This window comes from Leuconostoc sp. DB-1 (assembly GCF_013414845.1).
GTDB lineage: Bacteria > Bacillota > Bacilli > Lactobacillales > Lactobacillaceae > Leuconostoc > Leuconostoc mesenteroides.
Genome location: NZ_JABFNJ010000001.1, coordinates 24,407 through 44,061, shown reverse-complemented (window position 1 = coordinate 44,061; position 19,655 = coordinate 24,407). Strand labels below are relative to the sequence as shown.

Genomic DNA, 19,655 nt, shown 5'->3' with positions numbered 1-19,655 from the left:
TTTATAATTTCTATTGATTTGCTTTTAATGTCTGTAATCTTTCTTCTGTTGCGTTAAGTTTGGCTTGCCAATCAGCTAATTTTTCTTTTTCCGCAGCAACAACCGCTTCAGGGGCCCCAGAAACGAACTTATCATTTCCTAGTTTTCCTTCAGCTCGTTTTACTTCCCCAGCAAATTTTTTCACTTCAGTTTGTAAGCGTGTTATTTCTTCGTCAATGTCAATCAGCTCAGCCAGTGGAACATAAATTTCAGCACCTGAAATTACTTGTGACATTGCCAAATTAGGAGCTTGCACATCATCACTGATTGTTAACGTTTTAGGATGAGCAAAACGATTAATGTAATCAGCATTCGCTTCAAAAATGTGCTTCAAACTATCATCCGTGGTTTGAATCATTAAATCAATTGGTGTAGACATTGGTGCATTTGCTTCTGCTCGGATATTACGAACAGCTACAATCAAATCCTGCAACGATTTGAAGGCTTGTTCTGCGTCAGGATTGCTTAACTCTTCGTGCACGACCGGATATTTTACAATGGCAAAATCGGCTTCGCTGCCATTTTGAGCTGGCATTTCCTGCCAAATAGCTTCAGTAACAAATGGCATGATTGGTTGTAATAGACGTAATGTCTGATCCAATACGTAGGCCAATGTTTGCTGAACTGGTGCCTTATCTTGATCACCATTCAAAGTTTCCTTGGTCATTTCGATATACCAATCGGCAAAATCAGACCAAATGAAGTTGTACAACTCACGTCCTGCTTCACCAAACTCGAATTTGTCAAAATTACGTGTTACATTCGTAACCACTGTATTCAAACGTGACAAAATCCATTGATCAGCTAATGTTAATTGACTCATATCTGGTAACGTAGATGGTGTATCTTCATCCAAATTCATAATAACATAACGTGACGCATTCCAAATTTTGTTAATGAAGTTCCAAGCCGAATCCATCTTTTCGTAAGTAAATCGTAAATCTTGTCCCGGAGTTGACCCCGTTACTAGGAACCAGCGTAATGCATCAGCACCATATTTTTCAATAACATCCATCGGGTCAACGCCATTACCCAATGATTTTGACATTTTACGCCCTTCACCATCACGAATTAAACCATGAATCAAGACATTTTTAAAAGGTCGTTGTCCAGTAAATTCTTTCCCCTGGAACATCATCCGTGCTACCCAGAAGAAAATAATATCATAGCCAGTTACTAATGTATTTGTTGGATAATAACGGGCGAAGTCACCGTCTAGCTTTTCTGGCCAACCCATGGTTGAAAATGGCCATAGAGCAGATGAAAACCATGTGTCCAAAACATCCGGATCACGCTCCCAGCCGTCACCTGCTGGTGCTTCAGTACCAACATATAATTCTTCTTTATCTGTTCCTTTATTTTTGTACCAAGCAGGAATTTGATGACCCCACCACAATTGACGTGAAATAACCCAGTCACGAATATTTTCCATCCAGCGTGAAAATGTATCTTCAAAACGTGCTGGTACAAATTCAACCTTTTCATCGTCATTCTTTTGCATGTCTAAAATTTGTTTAGCCAATGGTTCCATTTTAACAAACCATTGCGTTGATAGACGTGATTCAACCTGAACACCTGTACGCTCTGAATGACCAACAGAATGAACAATTGGGTCTACTTTTAGCATGTAATCGCCAGCTTCAAGGTCAGCAACAATTGCTTTACGAGCATCGAAACGATCCATGCCATTGTATTTACCAGCAAATTCATTTAAATGACCGTCTTCAGTCATCGTATTAATGCGTTCCAAATCGTGACGATTACCCACTTGGAAATCATTAGGATCATGGGCTGGTGTGATTTTCACCATACCAGTACCAAAATCTTTTTCTACATACTCATCTGCAATAATCGGAATTTCACGACCAACTAATGGCACCAAAACCTTTTTACCAATCAAATCTTTGTATCGTTCATCGCTAGGATGGACCGCAACAGCGACATCCCCAAACATTGTTTCTGGACGAGTGGTTGCAATTTCAATGTAATCTTTTCCGTCGAATGTTGTCCCATCTGTAAATGGATACTTAACGTGATAAAATGCGCCAGCATCATCTTGATAAATAACTTCAATGTCAGATAAGGCAGTTCTTGCCTGTGGGTCCCAGTTAATGATATATTCCCCACGGTAAATTAATCCTTTATTGTATAGATCAATAAATACCTTGTTAACAGCCTTATTCAGACCTTCATCAAGCGTAAAGCGCTCGCGGTCAAAGTCAAGTGACAGCCCCATCTTACCCCATTGTTGCTTGATGGTAGTAGCATACTCGTTTTTCCAGTCCCATACTTGTTCAACAAATTTTTCACGACCCAAATCGTAACGTGAAACACCTTCACCACGTAATCTTTGTTCAACTTTTGCCTGCGTTGCAATACCAGCGTGATCCATTCCGGGCAACCACAAGGTATCAAACCCTTGCATCCGCTTTTGGCGAATGATCATGTCTTGTAATGTCGTATCCCATGCATGCCCTAAATGAAGTTTTCCGGTAACGTTAGGAGGTGGAATGACAATAGAATAAGGTTCTGGCTCATTGCCTTGAATTTCTTTGTTTGATTCGGGTGCAAATAACTTTTTGCTTTGCCAGTTGTCATAACGGCCAGCTTCAACAGAAGTTGGATCATACTTTGTTGACATATCAATATCACGCATAGTTAATTCCTTTCTTTTAAGTCGTAACACGAAAAAAGATCGTCCTAATCTCAAATTACAGAGATTAGGACGATCTTTCTACCGTGGTACCACCTAATTTGTCGTTTTTAAACGACCGCTTATTTATTTAATATGATTAATTATAATTCTCAGCAACCTTGGGCATTAACACGATTGATTTCCACTAAACATCAACTCTCTAGACGTGCGCTTGCTTAATCCTCTAAGATTATTTTAATGTTACCGTAAATTAGACAGTTCGTCAAGCAGATATTCAAGACGCTGCATAACTGGTATTTATTTCATAGCATCTTAATCAACAGTTAGATTTAGAAAGCAATCTTTTAAACCTATCTTCATCAACTTGATCAGTTGACAAATCCACAAAGTAATTTTTCTGCCATGTTTGTGTTTGCTGGGCAGTTTTATTTAATTCAACTACCCAATCTGGATAAACTCTGAAAGCCATTTTTCCTTTGGTTTGCTGCGAACTCAATATTTTCTGTTGCACCAGTAACACTTTAGGAAAAATGAAGACTCCCTTTTGCTGATTATCTATCACACAAACCACTAATAACTCAGGACTATTGTACGCATCAAATGGTTTATTTTGACCTCTGTCGTCTTTTTCCCACAACACGACAAAGTATCCTTGTTTAGTAGGTGTTTTCTTCGCCAAACGGATACGAAGACTTTTGTTACCAACAAATAAAGTTGTCCCTTCATATTCGTTATTTTGTGATTCTTCTGATACTCGTGTTACGTCACATTGGTACATACGTGCAACAACGCCTTCAATTAAGTTGAGTGACTCCATTTTACTTTTCCTCACAATCAACGTTTTTCATAAGAAAAAGCGCTACATCAAGGTTTTTGAAACCTTATGCAACGCCATGAAATGCTAAATGGATCTGAGGGGAGTCGAACCCCTGTCCAAATCGCCCGATACACCAATATCTACGTTTATAGGGCTATTATTTGTAGTTCATTATATTGTCTGCCATAGCTCAAGGCTCTTCAATATAACTAACCTGATTGATTTAATACTGCTTTTCCAGATGTGAGAAGCAGTACGATCTGGCCTTTTATGGCCTAACCTCAGACGCCAGCAACCAAGATTAAGCTACGCATCACTGGTTTTTAGGCAGCGATAGCGAAAGAGTTTTCGTTTTTTGCAGTTAAAATTTCTGCCCGTTTTGCGCCCGGATGGCGAAACGCAATCAATGCTCTAAACGACCTGTCGAATTCCAAAAACAGACCCGTCTAAAATCTACCCATTATCTGAGAGACTTTATTATAACATATTTATCGGATTAGAATGCTCTAAAGCGGTTACGTCGCTTCGTTAATAGTTCATCTGGTGTTAATTGATTCAATGTATGTATCTCGTCATTTAACCGCTTCCGAATTAAGTTGAAAACTCGAGGATGATTACGAGACTCTGGAATAATATACTCAATAACATTTTTCTCCAAGAGATCTTTAGCAGTTAGTCCCATAACAGCCGCTGCTTCTTCACTACGTTTGCTATCTTTCCAAAGAATGGATGCAAATCCTTCTGGTGATAGTATCGAATAGGTTGCATTTTGGAACATCCAAACTTGATCAGCCGTGGCCAATGCAAGTGCACCACCAGAGCCTGCCTCACCATATATGATAGAAATCATTGGAACGGTTAACTTCATTGAGTCTAGGATTGATTTGGCAATTGCCTCACCCTGCCCTTGCGCCTCAGCCTCTTTGCCTGGAAAAGCACCTGGTGTGTTAACAAACATGATAATTGGACGATTAAATCGATTAGCTTGTTGCATTAGACGTTGAGCTTTACGGTAGCCCCATGGCTCTGGCGAACCATTACGTTTGCTCAACTTGTCATGAATATCTGTACCCTTGTCAACAACAATCACCGTAACAGGCCGGTCTGCTAAAAATGCAATGCCACCAATGATAGACATATCGTCACCACCGAGACGATCCCCATGCAATTCGACAAAGTCTGTAAAAATGCCATCAATGATTTCCCGCGCCATAAAACGGTCTTCACGGGATTTTTTAACCACTTGCGCTGGCGTTAATTCACGTTTAAATAATTTCAATCCACTTAAAATATCAGGCATTTATTCGGCCTCCGCTGTATGTAATCTAACAATTTTGGCAATCAGTTGAGCTAATTCTGATCGATGTACAATTTGATCTAAAAAACCATTTTCCAATAATGTCTCTACCCGTTGAAAGTCTTTTGGTAGTTTTTCATGTATTGTTGATTCAATCACTCTTGCCCCAGCAAAACCAACAAGCGCGTGTGGTTCAGCTAAAGTAACATCCCCTTGCATAGCAAAACTTGCAGTTACTCCGCCAGTTGTAGGATCAGTTAGCACAACTAGGTACAATAACTTAGCTTCCTGGTGGGCTGCAACAGCTGCTGAAACCTTGGCCATCTGCATTAAGGAATCAATTCCTTCTTGCATACGTGCGCCACCTGATGCAGTGAACAAAACAACCGGTAACGTATGAGCCGTTGCGTATTCAAACAAGCGCGTAATTTTTTCACCTGTCATTGAACCCAAAGACCCCATCATGAAGTAGGAATCCATGATTCCTAAAGCCACCTGTTCCCCTTCAATGTCAGCCGTTCCAGTCAAAACAGATTCTGCCAACTCAGTTTGTGACTGTGCCCGCTTTAGTTTTTCTGCATAACCTGGAAACTCTGGATGATCCATTTGGATATCTGAATCCATTTCTTCAAAGTTTTTAGTCAATAATTCAACACGTTCCCATGCTTGGAGACGAAAACCATAATTACACTTTGCACACACACGATATTTGCCAAGCTGTTTATTGTACATTTGTGCACCACAGTATGGGCACGCTAGAAAAAGACCATCAGGAATGCGATCATTAACCGAAGCATCTCTTTTAATTTTTGATGTATCGCTATTTTTATTGTTGTATAAGTCCATATTAAATGTCTCCATTTACTAGAATACCGCACACGTCAAACGCATGCGGCATTGTATTATTCATCTTCTGATAAGCTCTCAGTCCACCGTGGTAAGAATTCAGTTTCTAAATAGCGTGTATCAAATTCGCCACGCTGCACGTGTGGATCTTCCAATAAAGCTTTTTGGAAATTTAAACTTGTAGAAATGCCATGCACAACAGTTTCATCAACAATGCGATGAATTTTTTGAACCGCTTGTTCACGAGTATCTGCCTTCGCCACTAATTTACCAATCATTGAATCGTAAAATGGTTGGACTTTATCGCCCACAAATAGTGCGGAATCAATTCGAACACCGGGTCCTCCGGTAGGTAAAAATACAAGATCAACTGTGCCTGCACTTGGTGCAAAATTACTTTCAGGTCTTTCGGCCGTCAAGCGTACTTCGATGGAATGACCATTAACTTGAATATCGTCCTGTGTTATAGGTAAATCTTGCCCTGCAGCGACTTCTATTTGTAATCTAATTAAATCTAAATTGGTTACCATTTCAGTGACTGGGTGTTCAACCTGGATACGAGTATTCATTTCCATGAAGTAAAAATTGCCCTCATGGTCTTGCAAAAATTCAATTGTTCCAGTGTTCTCATACCTGATCGCTTGCGCAGCTTTTGTTACAATACCACCTAAATAAGCACGCATCTCAGGCGTTACACCTACAGCAGGTGACTCTTCCAACACCTTTTGATTTTTACGCTGTAATGAGCAATCACGTTCTGGTAGATAGACAACATGACCATTTTCATCTCTCAAAAGCTGCATTTCAATGTGTCGGACATGTTCCATCACTTTTTCAATGTACATTTGATCATCACCAACAGACAGGCGCGCTTCATTTTGGGCATCATCAAATTTGTCGCTCAATTCATCTTCGCTATAAACAAAACGCATGCCTTTTCCACCACCACCAGCAGCAGCTTTTAGCAACAAAGGATATCCGATACGATCAGCAACAACCTTAGCTTCGGAAAAGTCACGGATGAAACCGTCAGATCCAGGAATAACCGGAACACCTGCTTGACGCATTTCTTCACGTGCATTAGCTTTGTTACCCATTAATTCAATTGTGTCTGGACGTGGGCCAATCCATTTAATTCCTACTTCGCCAACCATTTCAGCAAATAGAGCATTTTCTGACAGAAAGCCGTATCCTGGGTGAATAGCTTCAGAACCTGTTAATAGTGCCGCACTCAGAATGTTTTTCATATTCAAATATGAATCTGTTGGCTTAACACCACCAACTGCGATTGCTTCATCAGCAATTTGAACGTGCAAGCTATCTTTGTCAGCTGTTGAATAAACAGCAACTGATGCAATACCCATTTCTCTCAATGTCCGAATAATACGCACCGCGATTTCACCGCGATTTGCCACTAGAACCTTTTTGAACATTTTAGTCTCCAATAATAAACGTCAATTCTGCTGTTGTCGCTTTTTTGTCACCAACCCAAACAATACCTTTGCCAGTACCAATTGGTCCGCGCAAACGATCCAAAGTAACTTCTAAACGTAGTTGATCTCCTGGACGAACCATTCTACGATAACGAGCCTTTTTAATGCCCCCGAAGTAAGCCGTTTTACCCTTAAATTCAGGCATAGATAACAGTGCAACCGCACCAGTTTGAGCTAATGCCTCGACAGTCAAAGCACCCGGGAAAGTTGGATTCCCAGGGAAATGGCCTTGGAAAATTTCTTCATTGACACTGATATTTTTAATTGCTACTGCTCTCTCACCTGGTACTAATTCTTCCACTGTATCTAGCATAAGCATTGGATAACGGTGAGGTAATATTTCTTGGATTTGTTGTGTGTTTAGAATCGACATTTTGGCTCCTTCGTAGTATGTATTATGTACGTTTGTATGATATTTATATTTCATACCGATACAAACCTTAAAATTACATTTAATCTGTTGTTATTCTATAGAGTGGCTTATTGTAGTCTACTACTTCTTCGTTAGCAACTAGTATTTCGGCTACTGTTCCACTGACTTCACTATGAATTTCTGTCATTAATTTCATCGCTTCAATCACAGCAACTGTTTCTCCCACTGAGACCTTATCACCAACTTGTTTGAACATTGGTGCATCAGGTTTTGGTTGCAAATATACTGTTCCAACCATAGGAGCAACAATTTCAGTTCCTGTTTTAAGCGTTTCAGGTTCTGCAGCTACTTGAGCTTGATCTGATGTAACAGCGGCAGGAGCAACAACTGGAGTTTGAACTGGCGCGTTCACGACTGCTTCATTTTTGTTCTTTGATAAATGCAAACTGAATTCGCCATCAACAACTTTGAATTCGCGTAAAGAACTGTTCTCTAAATCAGCAATTAATCCACGAATTTCCTCAATATTTAAACTCATCAATTACACTCCTTCATGCCATTTCTTAAATACGATGACAGCGTTGTGACCACCAAAACCATAATTAGCACTCATTACATACTCAGGTGCTTGATGCTTGTTTTCTTGATCAACTAAATTAACTACCTTAGTGTCCTCGTCCTGTTCATCAAGACCGACGTTTACTGGTAATTCACCACGTGTCAAAGAACCTACAGAAATCAAAGCTTCTATGGCACCAGCAGCACCAAGCAAATGACCTGTCATTCCCTTTGTTGAAGAAACAGGTACTGTATTTTCTCCAAACACAGTGGCAATAGCATGTGCTTCACCCGAATCATTTGCTCCTGTTGCTGTTCCGTGAGCATTGATATATGAAATTTGATTGGCTTCCAAATTAGCGTCATTTAATGCATCGCGAATTGCGCGTGCAGCACCTTCACCATCTGGGGATGGTGACGTCATGTGATATGCATCAGATGATGCACCATAACCAACTAATTCCGCAAGAATATGAGCACCACGTGCTTGAGCATGTTCTAGACTTTCAATAACCAAAATTCCTGAACCTTCACCCAAAACAAATCCATGACGATTCTTATCAAAAGGCTTTGAAGCTTGTGTTGGATCTTCTTCCTTTGATAACGCAGTCAAGGCTGCGAAACCAGCAATACCAATTTCGTTAACCGTTGCTTCTGAACCACCAGTTAACATGACATCGGCTTTACCAGATTGAATACGCCAGAACGCTTCCCCAATCGCATTTGTTGCTGAAGCACAAGCCGTAACAATTGTTGAATTAATACCCTTTGCACCAAAACGTAACGAAACATTTCCTGATACCATGTTGGGAATTGATTCAGGCACAAACAATGGGCTAACACGTTGTGGTCCTTTATCATGCATCTTGATTACTTGATCTTGTATAGTAGTCAACCCACCAATACCATTACCTAAAATTACACCGAATCGAGTAGAATCAGCAACAGTGGTTGGTGCTTCAGCACCTTCTTCTGCCTTTAATCCAGCATTAGTCAAAGCCTGATCTGCAGCATCAACCGCATACTGTGAAAACAAATCCATCTTACGTGCATCACGCTTACCAACGCGAGCTGCGGGATCAAAACCATCAACCTGTCCTGCCACAGTGATTCCCGTCTCTGATGCGTCAAATTTTGTAATTGGTTTAATACCAATTTTTTCATTGAAAATACCGTCCAAGAAAGACTGTGTATCGTTTCCTAATGGCGTTACTGCGCCAAGTCCTGTAATTACTACGCGTGTCATAATATTAAGAGCGTGGACGGACACTGATTAAAAAGACATTATACTAATGAATTTAAATCAAATGGCCGAGGACGCATTTCCTTTCTTTATGTTCTCAGTGCCTCACATCAATAAATTGTGCGTTAAATGTATAACCCACCATCAACTGTGATTGTTTGACCGGTAATATAATCATTACCTGCCAAGAATAATGCTACATCTGCAATTTCCGAAGCTTCACCAAAACGAGATAATGGAATATTTTTTAGAATCTCTTCCTGTGTCTTTTCTGGCAAAGCACCAGTCATATCTGAAACAATCATACCAGGGGCAATCGCATTTACTCGGATGTGGCGACGTGCACCTTCTTTAGCTAGAGTCTTTGTCAAGCCGACCAGACCAGCTTTTGATGCAGAATAATTCGCTTGACCCATGTTACCCATTAATCCAACAACAGAGGCTAGATTAATAATCGCCCCATGCTTTTGTCGAATCATCTTTTTAAATACAGGTTGTGTCACATTAAAAGTACCGTTTAAGTTTACGTTAACAACCTGTGCAAAATCTGCTGGTGTCATTGCAATAGTTAGCTGATCCTTTGTAATACCGGCATTGTTGATTAATATGTCAATACCTGAAAAGTTTTCTTGCTTGTATAATACTTTCAAACTGTCTTCTGCTGCTTCTGCATCAGCAATATCAAACTGTAATGTTTTTGGTTCTGACTTAAACTCTGTTAAAGTTTCAGGACTAATTTCTGAACGTGCATGTAAAATGACGTTTGCTCCTGCAGCATCAAATGCCTTTGCAATTGCAAGTCCTATACCACGTGATGAGCCTGTTACTAAAACAGTTTTATCTGTAAAATCTGCCATGTTATACCTCTTCTGCTGTGAGCAATTCTTTTACTTCATTAAAGCTTTTTAAGTCTTTAATAGCGTATCGTTTCACATCCTTGGGAGCAATTTTTTTAGCAAACTTAATCAATGTATCCGAAGGACCAACTTCAATAAATGTATCAACACCTGCATCTAACATTTTTTTCATCGCTTGCGCGAAATATGTTGGCGATACAATTTGTTTAGTCAACGTTTCATGGAGATCCGCGATAATAAACGGTTCACTTGTTGTATTGGAATAAACAGGATAATTCACATCTGTAAATGCTTCAGTTGCCAACCGTTCAGATAACTGAACAGCAGCGTCTTTCAATAATGGGGTGTGAAATGCACCAGAGACTGGCAAATCAATCGTACGTTTGATGCCAGCCGCTGTTAATGTCGCTTTTGCCTCGTCAACATCAGCAGCAATTCCGCCAATGACCAGTTGAGCAAACGTATTATAGTTTGCTGGGAAAACTTGCTTTCCTTTGGCCTGCAATTGAGCTAAAACAGCTTCAATGAGCTTTTGATCTTCGCCCATTATTGCCGCCATCTTACCAGGATTTGCGTCTCCAACCGTTTGCATATATCGCCCACGATCTTTGATAATAGCAACAGCTTGTTCAAAGTTCATGGCCCCAGCTGCAGTCAACGCCGAATACTCGCCTAAACTCAATCCTAGAGCTGCAACTGGCTGTTGCAAAGCACTACCCAAAGCATTCACAATGGCATTACTCATAGATAAGATAGCAGGTTGTGCATATTGCGTTTGTGCAATTTTATCAGCATTCTTCATCACGTCAGATAAATCATATCCTAAAACTTCAGAAGCTCGATCGATTGTTGATTTATATTCAGGAAGTGCTTCATATAAATCTGTGCCCATGCCGGCTTGCTGTGCGCCTTGCCCGCTGAACAATAATCCAATTTTCATGTTAAACCCCATATACTATATATAAACAATGAAACCGAAACCAATCGGATTCTTTACTTACAATGTTGTGTTTTCAATACCCATTAAATCGGTAGCTTGCGCCCAAATGTCGGACAAGATATCAGCTGCAGGCTTCTCATCCTTAATCAAACCAGAAATTTGACCGGCCATGAATGCACCGCCTTCTTTATCACCTTCTTGAACAGCACGACGTAGTGTACCAGATTCAAGTTTTTCAATGGCTGCAGCGTCTGGCTTTTCTTTTTGTAATTCGTTTACTTCATTTTTAACAAATGACTTTGCCATTTTATTTTTCAAAACACGGGCACGATTACCAAGCAAATTACCCGTAACGATAGTGTCAATATCTTTAGCTTTAAGTATTTTTGACTTAAAGTTAGGGTGAACTTCTGATTCAGTAGCTGTCAGAAACCTTGTACCCATTTGTGCACCAGCCGCACCAAGCATAAACGCAGCGGCAACACCACGTCCATCACCAATACCACCAGCAGCAATTACTGGAATATTAACGGCATCGGCTACTTGCGGTACTAATGTCATCGTAGTCAGCATACCAATATGCCCACCTGATTCCATACCTTCAGCAATAACCGCGTCAACCCCTTTTTTTTCCATCATACGTGCTAATGAAACTGAGGGAACGACAGGCATTACTATAATACCAGCAGCATGTAACTCATCCAAAAATGGCGATGGGTCTCCTGCTCCAGTTGCAACTACAGCAACTTTTTCTTCGATAATGACATCAAAAACTTCTCTAATATGACGACTTAATAACATTACGTTAACGCCAAAAGGCTTATCTGTCAGAGCTTTTGCACGTCTGATTTCTTTACGAACGTCATCACCATGCCAATAACCTGTGCCGATAAAGCCAAGTCCACCAGCCTCTGAAATAGCAGCTGCCAACGCACCTGTTCCAGCCCATGTCATCCCACCTTCAACAATTGGGTATTTCATGCCTAATTTTTCAAAAATAGGGTTCATTGTTTTAACTGTCATGTTCTCATCCTTAAAAATTATGTTATGTACGTGACAAAATGTCACCTAAATTACGCTGCTAATTGTTCTTTAATCTTATCAACCAAATCTTGAACAGTCTTGATATCTTCAGCAACAGCCAACTTAATATCAAAATCATCTTCAACACGGTTCAAAACTTCAAACAAGTCCAATGAATCAGCGTCAATATCATTTGTTAAATCGGTTGTTAATGAAACTTCATCTTCTTCTAAATCAAATTGATCAACCAAAATTTCTTTTGTCTTGTCAAAAATTTCTGCGTCTGTCATGAGTGTTTTTCTCCTAAAATCCGTTTTATGTATTTTCGTTAGATTTTTGCGGTGCAGCCGACTACACCGATAGATTTAAATTTTCCAAATTTGTGCGCCGACAGTTAAACCACCACCAAAACCAGCAAAGGCAATCGTTTGACCAGCATGAATTGTATTAGACTCTATCAATTCATCTAATAAAATACCGATACTTGCTGCACTAGTGTTACCATTTAAAGCCATGTTGGTTGGGAACTTAGATACGGGCTGCCCAAACCGTTTAGCAATGGAAGATACAATACGTGCGTTTGCCTGATGTAATAGATAATAATCAACATCTTCAGCCGTAACTTGAGCTGTCTCTAAGGCTGCTTGGAGTGCTTCGGGAACCTCACGAGTTGCAAAGCTGTATACTTCCCGACCATTTTGATGAAAATAAGGGTCTAACGGGCTAATATTTTCCGAAAATGGGTTTGTATTCGCAAACCTACCAGCTACTAAATTGTCACCCTTTTCACCAAAAGTCCTAAGTTCTTCACCTAAAAGTCCAACATTATCCTGTGTTCGTTCCACAAGTACCCCTGCAGCTCCATCACCAAACAAAACTGCCGTAGTTCGATCTTTCCAATCAACTAATTTCGATAACACTTCTGCACCAATAATCAATCCACGTTGATAGCGTGACATTAACAGACTCGAGGCGACACTCAATCCATAAACAAAACCAGAACAAGCTGCGCTTAAGTCGAATGCGAATGCATTAGTGGCACCAATGTTAGCCTGGACAATTGCTGCCGTGCTTGGTGATAGGCTGTCTGGTGACATCGTGCTAACAATGATAAAGTCAATACTGTCTGGTGAAACACCACTTTTCACCAATATTTTCTTTGCCACTTCACTGGCTAAATCACTAGTGTTTTCCGTTGTCACGACATTACGCTGATGAATACCTGTCCGAGTATAGATCCATTCATCATCAGTTTCCATCATTGTGCTGAGCTCTTGATTCGTCACTTGTCGATCTGGAATTTGACGTGCTGAAGCAACGATTTTCAATTGTTCCATAATTCCCCTCTTTAATGATTAATTATCTGTGCTAAATAGCTAACCAAATTATGGATCGCTTGTTTGACAACGCTCACGTCGTTTGGTGACATATTTTTTACCAGATTGTGCGTTAAATCCCTGTGGAATTCTTGATGAGCGCGATAAACGACACGCCCCTTATGCGTTAAGCCTAATCGTACCACACGCCTGTCTTTACTGGAACGACGTCGCTCAACATAACCCTTTTCAACCAATTTATCAATGGCTGCTGTCATAGAACTTGGTGTCAAATGAATAATTTTTGCGACCTGTGAAGCACTTTTTTCATCATACATTGAAATAGCTTCAATGGTGTGCATGTCTTTTAAGGTTATATCAGAGAAGTAACTGCGTTTTAAAGCAGCTTCTTCTATCCACATGACATTATTAAATACACCAACCAGTTCAGTATTTATTTGTTCAAAATCAGTTGTAATTGCTTCATTCATCTTTTTCATCTGGCGCCACAACGAACATCAACTCGGCTGATGTAGCTGTTTTACCATCGACTTTGGCTTCAACTAACACACTGCCCATGTTAGCACGTAGCTTACCAAATGTGACATGTAACTTCAATACATCGCCTGGTTTAACCATTCTCTTAAATTTAGCGTTATCAATTCCTGTCATGTAAGCTGTCTTACCTTGAAATTGCGGTGATGACAAAATCAAAATTGATGCTGCTTGGGCTAGTGATTCAATGATTAAAACACCTGGCATCACTGGATTTCCAGGGAAGTGACCTTGGAAAAACTGTTCGTTAATGGTCACATTTTTGACAGCGACTATTGATTCATCTGGGACCATTTCTTCCACGTAATCCATATAAAGAATAGGATAACGATTGGGAATTAAATCCATAATTTCTGTTGTTGTAAGAACTGGCATAATTGATTCCTTTTTTAAAATACTTTGATAATCGAAATATCTGATAGTCAAAATATTATCATAATTTATTTCGATTGTCAAAGTATTCTAAAATCATAGTGTTTCCTTAAGAAATAAAAAACACCTATCCGGTGTTTTAAAATTCAAGTACAACTAGTCTTTTTTGCCATTCTGTTAGAAAATCATCACTTGACCATTCGTGAACACGTTCAGTACTATAACCCACAGCAGCATTATAATAAACATTGTTACCGAACTTTAACGGTGCGGGATGTAAATGCAAATGCCCTGTAATTGTTGCAATGGTATATGATTGATCGACAGCTTGACCAATTTTCGAACTGCCAAGGAACGCATTTGCTATATCCAATCGTGTGTTCCCATTTGGAAAACGTTTAATATAGTCTTCACGTGGCACAAAATGGCTCACAACTATAGTCTGTTTGTTGCCCGCAGCCAAGAGCTGATCCTTAATTTGTTTTAGGTTAATATCAAAACGTTCTTTATCAGTTATTGGTTGCTTAATGCGTCGGTCATACCAATAGCTATTTTTAAACGATTGAATTTCTTCTTCTGTATAATCATTACCGACGAAACTATAATCATACCAACCATTGTTGCCAATAAGTCGGATATCATCAGTTAAGTCAATGTACTTGTTATGAAAATATAACTCGTCGATATCACTTTCAAGTTCTTCATATGTAACATTTTTACCCATATCATGATTCCCAGCCAAAAAACGAATGGTTAATTTGTTTTTTACTAAGTCTTGCATATTACGCGCAAATGCTAAGGATTGCTTAAAGTCATTAAACAAATCGCCAGCAATAACGTAAACGTTCACATTTTTGTTCAACAAATAGAGCGCTTGTGCCCGCATAGCGCGTTCAACATTAATTTTATTTAAATCAAAATGATTATCAGATGAAAATGCAACTTTCACAAATAGAACTCCTGTTCGATATTTGAATAAAGTATATCATATTTTTTACTATAAGTACCTACAAGTAGCCATTTGTTTAAGATTTGCTTGCCTCTTTTCAAAAAATATACATAATAGAATACCTTACAATAAAAAAACACACCGAAGTGTGTTTTCTAATATTATGATTTAGTACACTAACAGGTAAAACAGAATAATCTATCTTACAAAGTAGCGAAGTGCAACAATGTACGGATCATGTTTGAAGTGAAACCGTATTCGTTGTCATACCATGCAGCAACTTTAACCAATTGTTGTCCTTCACCAGCAACAACTTCAGTTTGTGTTGGATCGAAGACAGTACCATGTGTGTCGTTGATGATATCAGTAGATACCAATCCGTCACCATTGTAACCAAATGAATCTGATTCGTACTTCTTCATAGCTGCATTAACTTCTTCAACTGTAACGTCCTTCTTCAAGACTGCAGTTAATTCCGTAATTGAACCATCAGGAACAGGAACACGGATAGCTGAACCAGTCAACTTACCATCCAATGAAGGAACAACCATTCCGATTGCCTTTGCGGCACCAGATGAATGTGGCAATGAGTTTGAAGCTGCGTCACGATTAGCTTGACGCTTTGCAAACTTAGCTGACTTAGGACCATCTTGCAAGCTTTGTGAAGCTGTGTAAGCGTGGACTGTCAACATCAAGCCAGTCTTAACACCGAATTCTTGTTCCAATACGTTAGCGATTGGAGCCAATGATTGCGTTGTGCATGAACCAGCAGAAACAATCTTGTCATCTGCAGTCAAGATGTCTTGGTTAACACCGTAGACAACTGTAGGAACTGCACCGGCTGGAGCTGAAACCAATACCTTCTTAGCGCCTGCATCCAAGTGAGCTTGTGACTTTTCTGCTGATGTATAGAAACCAGTAGCTTCCAATACGTAATCAACACCATCGTTAGCAACCCACTTCAAGTCAGCAGCGTTACGTTCTGAGTAAACAGCATAGTGCTTACCGTTAACAATAATACCTGTGTCGTCAGATGAAACTTCAGCGTTCAAAGTACCGTGAATTGAGTCATACTTGAGCAAGTATGCCAACATATCTGGGCTTGTCAAATCGTTGATGGCAACAACTTCAATATCTGAAGCCTTGTCTGACAACTCAAGAATACGACGGAAGGCCAAACGACCAATACGTCCAAATCCGTTAATACCAATCTTAACAGTCATGTGTTTTAGATCCTCCAAAAATTTTTGACTTTAGTCAACACCATTATTATAGCACAAAGTGCAGTTTTGAGCGAATGTAGCTGCTTAATATAACATTTTGTTTTTTTCTTAACATGAGTGCAGATAGTACTCTCATTAATCTCAAAATTTATAGTATTATTTGTTATTTAATCTGATTATCCATTATGATCAATAAATCACATTAACAGATTTATATCCAAGTACTTTTCCAAAGGTAATTCTGCGTTTATCTGAGTGGTGATCCATGGTAATTCACCAATTATTGGTACATCAGTCATCTCTTTTAATAGTGTTAAATTCGTATCTTCTACCACACCTTTGTGCTTGACACCATTAAAAATTATCCCCGCTATTGTTAAATCATGATTTTTAGCAAATTCAATGGTTAATATAATATGATTAATCACACCTAGTTTGTTTGGTGCCACAATAATCAACGGTAAATTCAACGCACACGCTAAATCCGTGACGGTAAAATCATCGCCGTATGGTACTGTAATGCCGCCTGCTCCTTCAACCAACATGCCCTTGTGTTTCTGAGCTAATACATTATATTTTTTCAGTACATCATCTAATGAATAGTCTGTTTTTGCACGCTTTTGAGCTAAGGCTGGTGCGAGCGCTTCATCCCATTGAAAAGGGTTAATTTCTTCTAAACCATCCAAAACCTTTGCACCGGATTTTAAAATATAGGCATCGCTACAAGGGTTTTCTCTACGTGTACCACTCATCAATGGCTTAAAGACACCAATATCTTGATTGTGCTTATTGAAATAACGTGCCAACCTGGCCGTTACAAAGGTTTTACCAATTTCCGTATCAGTTCCTGTAATAAAATAGCCCTTATTCTTCATGATTCATTTCTTCCATGACAGTTTGAATGCCTTCTTTAATTATGACAATTATTTGCTCTATTTCTTCTTTTGTTGCAATCAATGGCGGCAAGAATGCAATTGTGTCCCCCAATGGTCTTGTGAGCAAGCCAAGTTTTCGCATGGTTAATGTTGCTCACCAAACTGCTCTTAAATCAGGGTCAAAAGGTTGTCGCTTCTCTTTATTTCTAACCAATTCAATGCCTCAGCACAACCTAATTGATTACCCGTATAAGAATGACCGCGAAACAATGTTATTTCATCGTAATCATCAAAAAAACTTGATAGATCGCTTCAGATATCATAGTGATGGCTAATGGTAAGTATCCTCCCGTCAACATCTTCCCAGCAGCCAAAATACCAGGAACAACGTTTTCATTTGCGTGAATAGCAACCATAGTACTTCTTGACTACGTTTCTTATAATGCATGCTTTCCTCCAGATTTTTGTTAACCAAATCATATACAAAGGGTAACATATTTGACAAAGAAATGCATTTATAGTAAATTGTTTTTGTTATCCATTTTAATAAAAAAGGGTAACATCTAATATTGAGAGGATTATATATTATGTATCAACAGACGAACGTTAGCGTTAGTGCACAAACTATCTGTAAAATAGGTATTTACTTTGCTCTATTGGTGCTTTCTGCCAAAGTAGCTATTCCGATTCCTTTTTACGACTACATTTCGCTACAAACGGCTTTTATCTTTTTAGTTTATCCGATTCTCGGTGCCAAGTATGGTTCTTGGTTGACAGTGCTTTACCTTGTTTCCGGATTACTCGGTTTACCCATATTTGCATCTGGTGGCGGACTAGGCTATATATTCAAGACAACGTTTGGTTTCTTAATCGCTTTTACACTAATGCCATTTTTGGCTGCTATCATTAGAAAGAGCAACAAACTATTTAGCCATCACCAATTTTTGAATACCTTGGTCAGTAACTATCTCTGCTTAATTATGGTTCATTTAATTGGTTTTGCATACAAGTGTTTTATTATTAAATTTTACATAGGTAACATAATTAACGTCACTGGTATACTAGGTTTTACCAGTTTACTTGATTTTTTAATTGATGTTGGTTTAATCTTTTTTGTAACCTTAGTAGAGTTACAAATTATCAAAAGAATCCACTAAAAAAGCAACTACAGTCTGTGTAGTTGCTTTTTTAGTGTCTAACCCTGGTATTCATTATTTGGCAACAGTAATTTAGTAATTTCACCAGAATTAATGCGCTCTATGCCCCGCTTCGTATCAAGCACGAGGCAACCATCATTATCGATTTCTCTAATTATCCCCGTTAAGTTCACCTGACCACGCTTTAGTTCTACTGATTGTCCAACACCAACCACCTTTTTGCGATATTGCGGTATATAATGCCCGTCCTGATAATCCTGGTACATATCAAAAAAGTGATTAATTAAAGAACCTACAACTTCATTTCTTGATACAGCCATTTCATCAGTCAGCGCACCTGCTTTTTGAGAAATTTCATCTGGAAATCCACCATCAGGCGTGGCAAGATTCATACCAATACCCACAGCTAAAGATGAAAACTGTTGACTTTCAAAGTCCGTAATGGCTTCGGTCAAAATACCACCAACTTTCTTGTTATTGTACAATAAGTCGTTGACCCACTTAAACTGAATATCGATATCAAATACTTCTTTAACCATTTTTGAGACAGCTACTGCGGTACTAGTAGTTAATCGGCCGGGGTTTACTATCGTCTCCACAGGTAGTGGCAAAGCAAAAGTGACGTACATACCCGTATTTTTCGGCGAAAAAAACTTTCTTCCTAATCGACCAATTCCCGCCGACATGCTTTCACTAACAATAACCGTATTTTTAGTAATTTCGCCAGAAGAAAGCTTCTCTCTAGCATACACATTAGTCGAGTCAATCGTGTCAAAGACTTTCAGATCCACATCTGATTTTAAATACTTTTTAATGCCAACAGCAGAAATTTTAGCGCCCTCTACATATCGATATCCTTGCCCACGAACACTCTCGATGAGATGTCCTTGAGACTCAAGCTTTTTAACAGACTTCCATATAGAAGTTCGGGTAATCCCTAACTGTTGCGCAATTGCTTCACCAGACACCCACTCGCCTGCTGTATTAACCAACAAAGCTAACAGTTTATCAGCTGTACTCATCACTTTCCTCCACTATTATCACAATGTTTACTTTATAGTTAATT

At 39.2% G+C, this 19,655-nt stretch carries 22 protein-coding genes and 1 other RNA gene; 1 reads left to right on the top strand and 22 read right to left on the bottom strand.

Annotated features, from left to right (window positions below; translation table 11 throughout):
• Window positions 1-10: 10 nt before the first annotated feature.
• The 21 genes from HFP47_RS00235 to HFP47_RS10450 form a co-directional block, all read right to left on the bottom strand.
• Window positions 11-2,695: a valine--tRNA ligase gene (locus HFP47_RS00235; protein ID WP_179875896.1), complete on the bottom strand. Its 2,685-nt coding sequence runs from the start codon at window positions 2,693-2,695 to the stop codon at window positions 11-13.
• Window positions 2,696-3,011: 316 nt separating this feature from the next.
• Window positions 3,012-3,512: a MepB family protein gene (locus HFP47_RS00230; protein ID WP_011679198.1), complete on the bottom strand. Its 501-nt coding sequence runs from the start codon at window positions 3,510-3,512 to the stop codon at window positions 3,012-3,014.
• An 86-nt stretch (window positions 3,513-3,598) separates the two neighbouring features.
• Window positions 3,599-3,956: a transfer-messenger RNA gene (gene ssrA / locus HFP47_RS00225) on the bottom strand.
• Window positions 3,957-4,008: 52 nt separating this feature from the next.
• Window positions 4,009-4,812 (bottom strand): carboxyltransferase subunit alpha, encoded by an 804-nt coding sequence (gene accA, locus HFP47_RS00220; protein WP_042251225.1) that lies wholly within the window; start codon window positions 4,810-4,812, stop codon window positions 4,009-4,011.
• Complete coding sequence (locus HFP47_RS00215) at window positions 4,813-5,655, bottom strand: acetyl-CoA carboxylase carboxyltransferase subunit beta (protein WP_179875895.1); 843 nt, start codon at window positions 5,653-5,655, stop codon at window positions 4,813-4,815.
• A 56-nt stretch (window positions 5,656-5,711) separates the two neighbouring features.
• On the bottom strand, window positions 5,712-7,088 hold the full coding sequence (gene accC / locus HFP47_RS00210; RefSeq protein WP_014324252.1) for an acetyl-CoA carboxylase biotin carboxylase subunit: 1,377 nt from the start codon (window positions 7,086-7,088) through the stop codon (window positions 5,712-5,714).
• Window position 7,089: 1 nt separating this feature from the next.
• Window positions 7,090-7,521 carry a 3-hydroxyacyl-ACP dehydratase FabZ gene (gene fabZ, locus HFP47_RS00205; RefSeq protein ID WP_014324251.1) on the bottom strand — a complete coding sequence of 144 codons (432 nt, stop codon included), beginning with the start codon at window positions 7,519-7,521 and terminating at the stop codon, window positions 7,090-7,092.
• Between the two features lie 79 nt (window positions 7,522-7,600).
• Window positions 7,601-8,059: an acetyl-CoA carboxylase biotin carboxyl carrier protein gene (gene accB / locus HFP47_RS00200; RefSeq protein WP_010286228.1), complete on the bottom strand. Its 459-nt coding sequence runs from the start codon at window positions 8,057-8,059 to the stop codon at window positions 7,601-7,603.
• A 3-nt stretch (window positions 8,060-8,062) separates the two neighbouring features.
• Complete coding sequence (gene fabF / locus HFP47_RS00195) at window positions 8,063-9,325, bottom strand: beta-ketoacyl-ACP synthase II (RefSeq protein ID WP_042251238.1); 1,263 nt, start codon at window positions 9,323-9,325, stop codon at window positions 8,063-8,065.
• 122 nt (window positions 9,326-9,447) lie between these two features.
• Window positions 9,448-10,179 (bottom strand): beta-ketoacyl-ACP reductase, encoded by a 732-nt coding sequence (locus HFP47_RS00190; RefSeq protein ID WP_042251239.1) that lies wholly within the window; start codon window positions 10,177-10,179, stop codon window positions 9,448-9,450.
• 1 nt (window position 10,180) lies between these two features.
• Complete coding sequence (locus tag HFP47_RS00185) at window positions 10,181-11,119, bottom strand: ACP S-malonyltransferase (RefSeq protein WP_011679192.1); 939 nt, start codon at window positions 11,117-11,119, stop codon at window positions 10,181-10,183.
• 57 nt (window positions 11,120-11,176) lie between these two features.
• The gene (locus HFP47_RS00180) at window positions 11,177-12,142 is read right to left on the bottom strand and encodes a nitronate monooxygenase (protein ID WP_002815884.1); all 966 of its coding nucleotides are present in this window, start codon (window positions 12,140-12,142) and stop codon (window positions 11,177-11,179) included.
• A 50-nt stretch (window positions 12,143-12,192) separates the two neighbouring features.
• The gene (locus HFP47_RS00175; protein ID WP_002815886.1) at window positions 12,193-12,432 is read right to left on the bottom strand and encodes an acyl carrier protein; all 240 of its coding nucleotides are present in this window, start codon (window positions 12,430-12,432) and stop codon (window positions 12,193-12,195) included.
• Window positions 12,433-12,507: 75 nt separating this feature from the next.
• Window positions 12,508-13,479, bottom strand: coding sequence for a beta-ketoacyl-ACP synthase III (locus HFP47_RS00170; RefSeq protein ID WP_179875894.1), 972 nt, complete (start codon window positions 13,477-13,479; stop codon window positions 12,508-12,510).
• Window positions 13,480-13,490: 11 nt separating this feature from the next.
• A complete protein-coding gene (locus tag HFP47_RS00165) occupies window positions 13,491-13,949 on the bottom strand; it encodes a MarR family winged helix-turn-helix transcriptional regulator (protein WP_011679190.1) in 459 nt (152 codons plus the stop codon).
• Window positions 13,942-14,388 carry a 3-hydroxyacyl-ACP dehydratase FabZ gene (fabZ, locus tag HFP47_RS00160; RefSeq protein WP_014324248.1) on the bottom strand — a complete coding sequence of 149 codons (447 nt, stop codon included), beginning with the start codon at window positions 14,386-14,388 and terminating at the stop codon, window positions 13,942-13,944. Before fabZ (HFP47_RS00160) ends, HFP47_RS00165 begins: the two co-directional genes overlap by 8 nt.
• Before the next feature lie 136 nt (window positions 14,389-14,524).
• Window positions 14,525-15,334, bottom strand: coding sequence for a metallophosphoesterase (locus tag HFP47_RS00155; RefSeq protein WP_011679188.1), 810 nt, complete (start codon window positions 15,332-15,334; stop codon window positions 14,525-14,527).
• Window positions 15,335-15,537: 203 nt separating this feature from the next.
• Complete coding sequence (gap, locus tag HFP47_RS00150) at window positions 15,538-16,557, bottom strand: type I glyceraldehyde-3-phosphate dehydrogenase (RefSeq protein ID WP_146957100.1); 1,020 nt, start codon at window positions 16,555-16,557, stop codon at window positions 15,538-15,540.
• Between the two features lie 197 nt (window positions 16,558-16,754).
• A complete protein-coding gene (gene bioD, locus HFP47_RS00145) occupies window positions 16,755-17,432 on the bottom strand; it encodes a dethiobiotin synthase (RefSeq protein ID WP_042251247.1) in 678 nt (225 codons plus the stop codon).
• Window positions 17,422-17,574: a hypothetical protein gene (locus tag HFP47_RS00140; RefSeq protein WP_179875893.1), complete on the bottom strand. Its 153-nt coding sequence runs from the start codon at window positions 17,572-17,574 to the stop codon at window positions 17,422-17,424. Before HFP47_RS00140 ends, bioD begins: the two co-directional genes overlap by 11 nt.
• A 130-nt stretch (window positions 17,575-17,704) precedes the next feature.
• Entirely contained in the window at window positions 17,705-17,848 is a 144-nt protein-coding gene (locus HFP47_RS10450; protein ID WP_223316403.1) for a hypothetical protein, read from the bottom strand.
• Between the two features lie 171 nt (window positions 17,849-18,019).
• On the opposite strand from HFP47_RS10450, the gene HFP47_RS00130 reads away from it, so the two are divergent.
• Window positions 18,020-18,589: a biotin transporter BioY gene (locus HFP47_RS00130; protein ID WP_096638892.1), complete on the top strand. Its 570-nt coding sequence runs from the start codon at window positions 18,020-18,022 to the stop codon at window positions 18,587-18,589.
• A gap of 38 nt (window positions 18,590-18,627) precedes the next feature.
• Here HFP47_RS00130 and HFP47_RS00125 read toward each other — a convergent pair whose 3' ends face one another.
• Window positions 18,628-19,611, bottom strand: a complete 984-nt coding sequence (locus tag HFP47_RS00125; RefSeq protein ID WP_059442251.1) for a biotin--[acetyl-CoA-carboxylase] ligase — start codon at window positions 19,609-19,611, stop codon at window positions 18,628-18,630.
• Window positions 19,612-19,655: the final 44 nt, after the last annotated feature.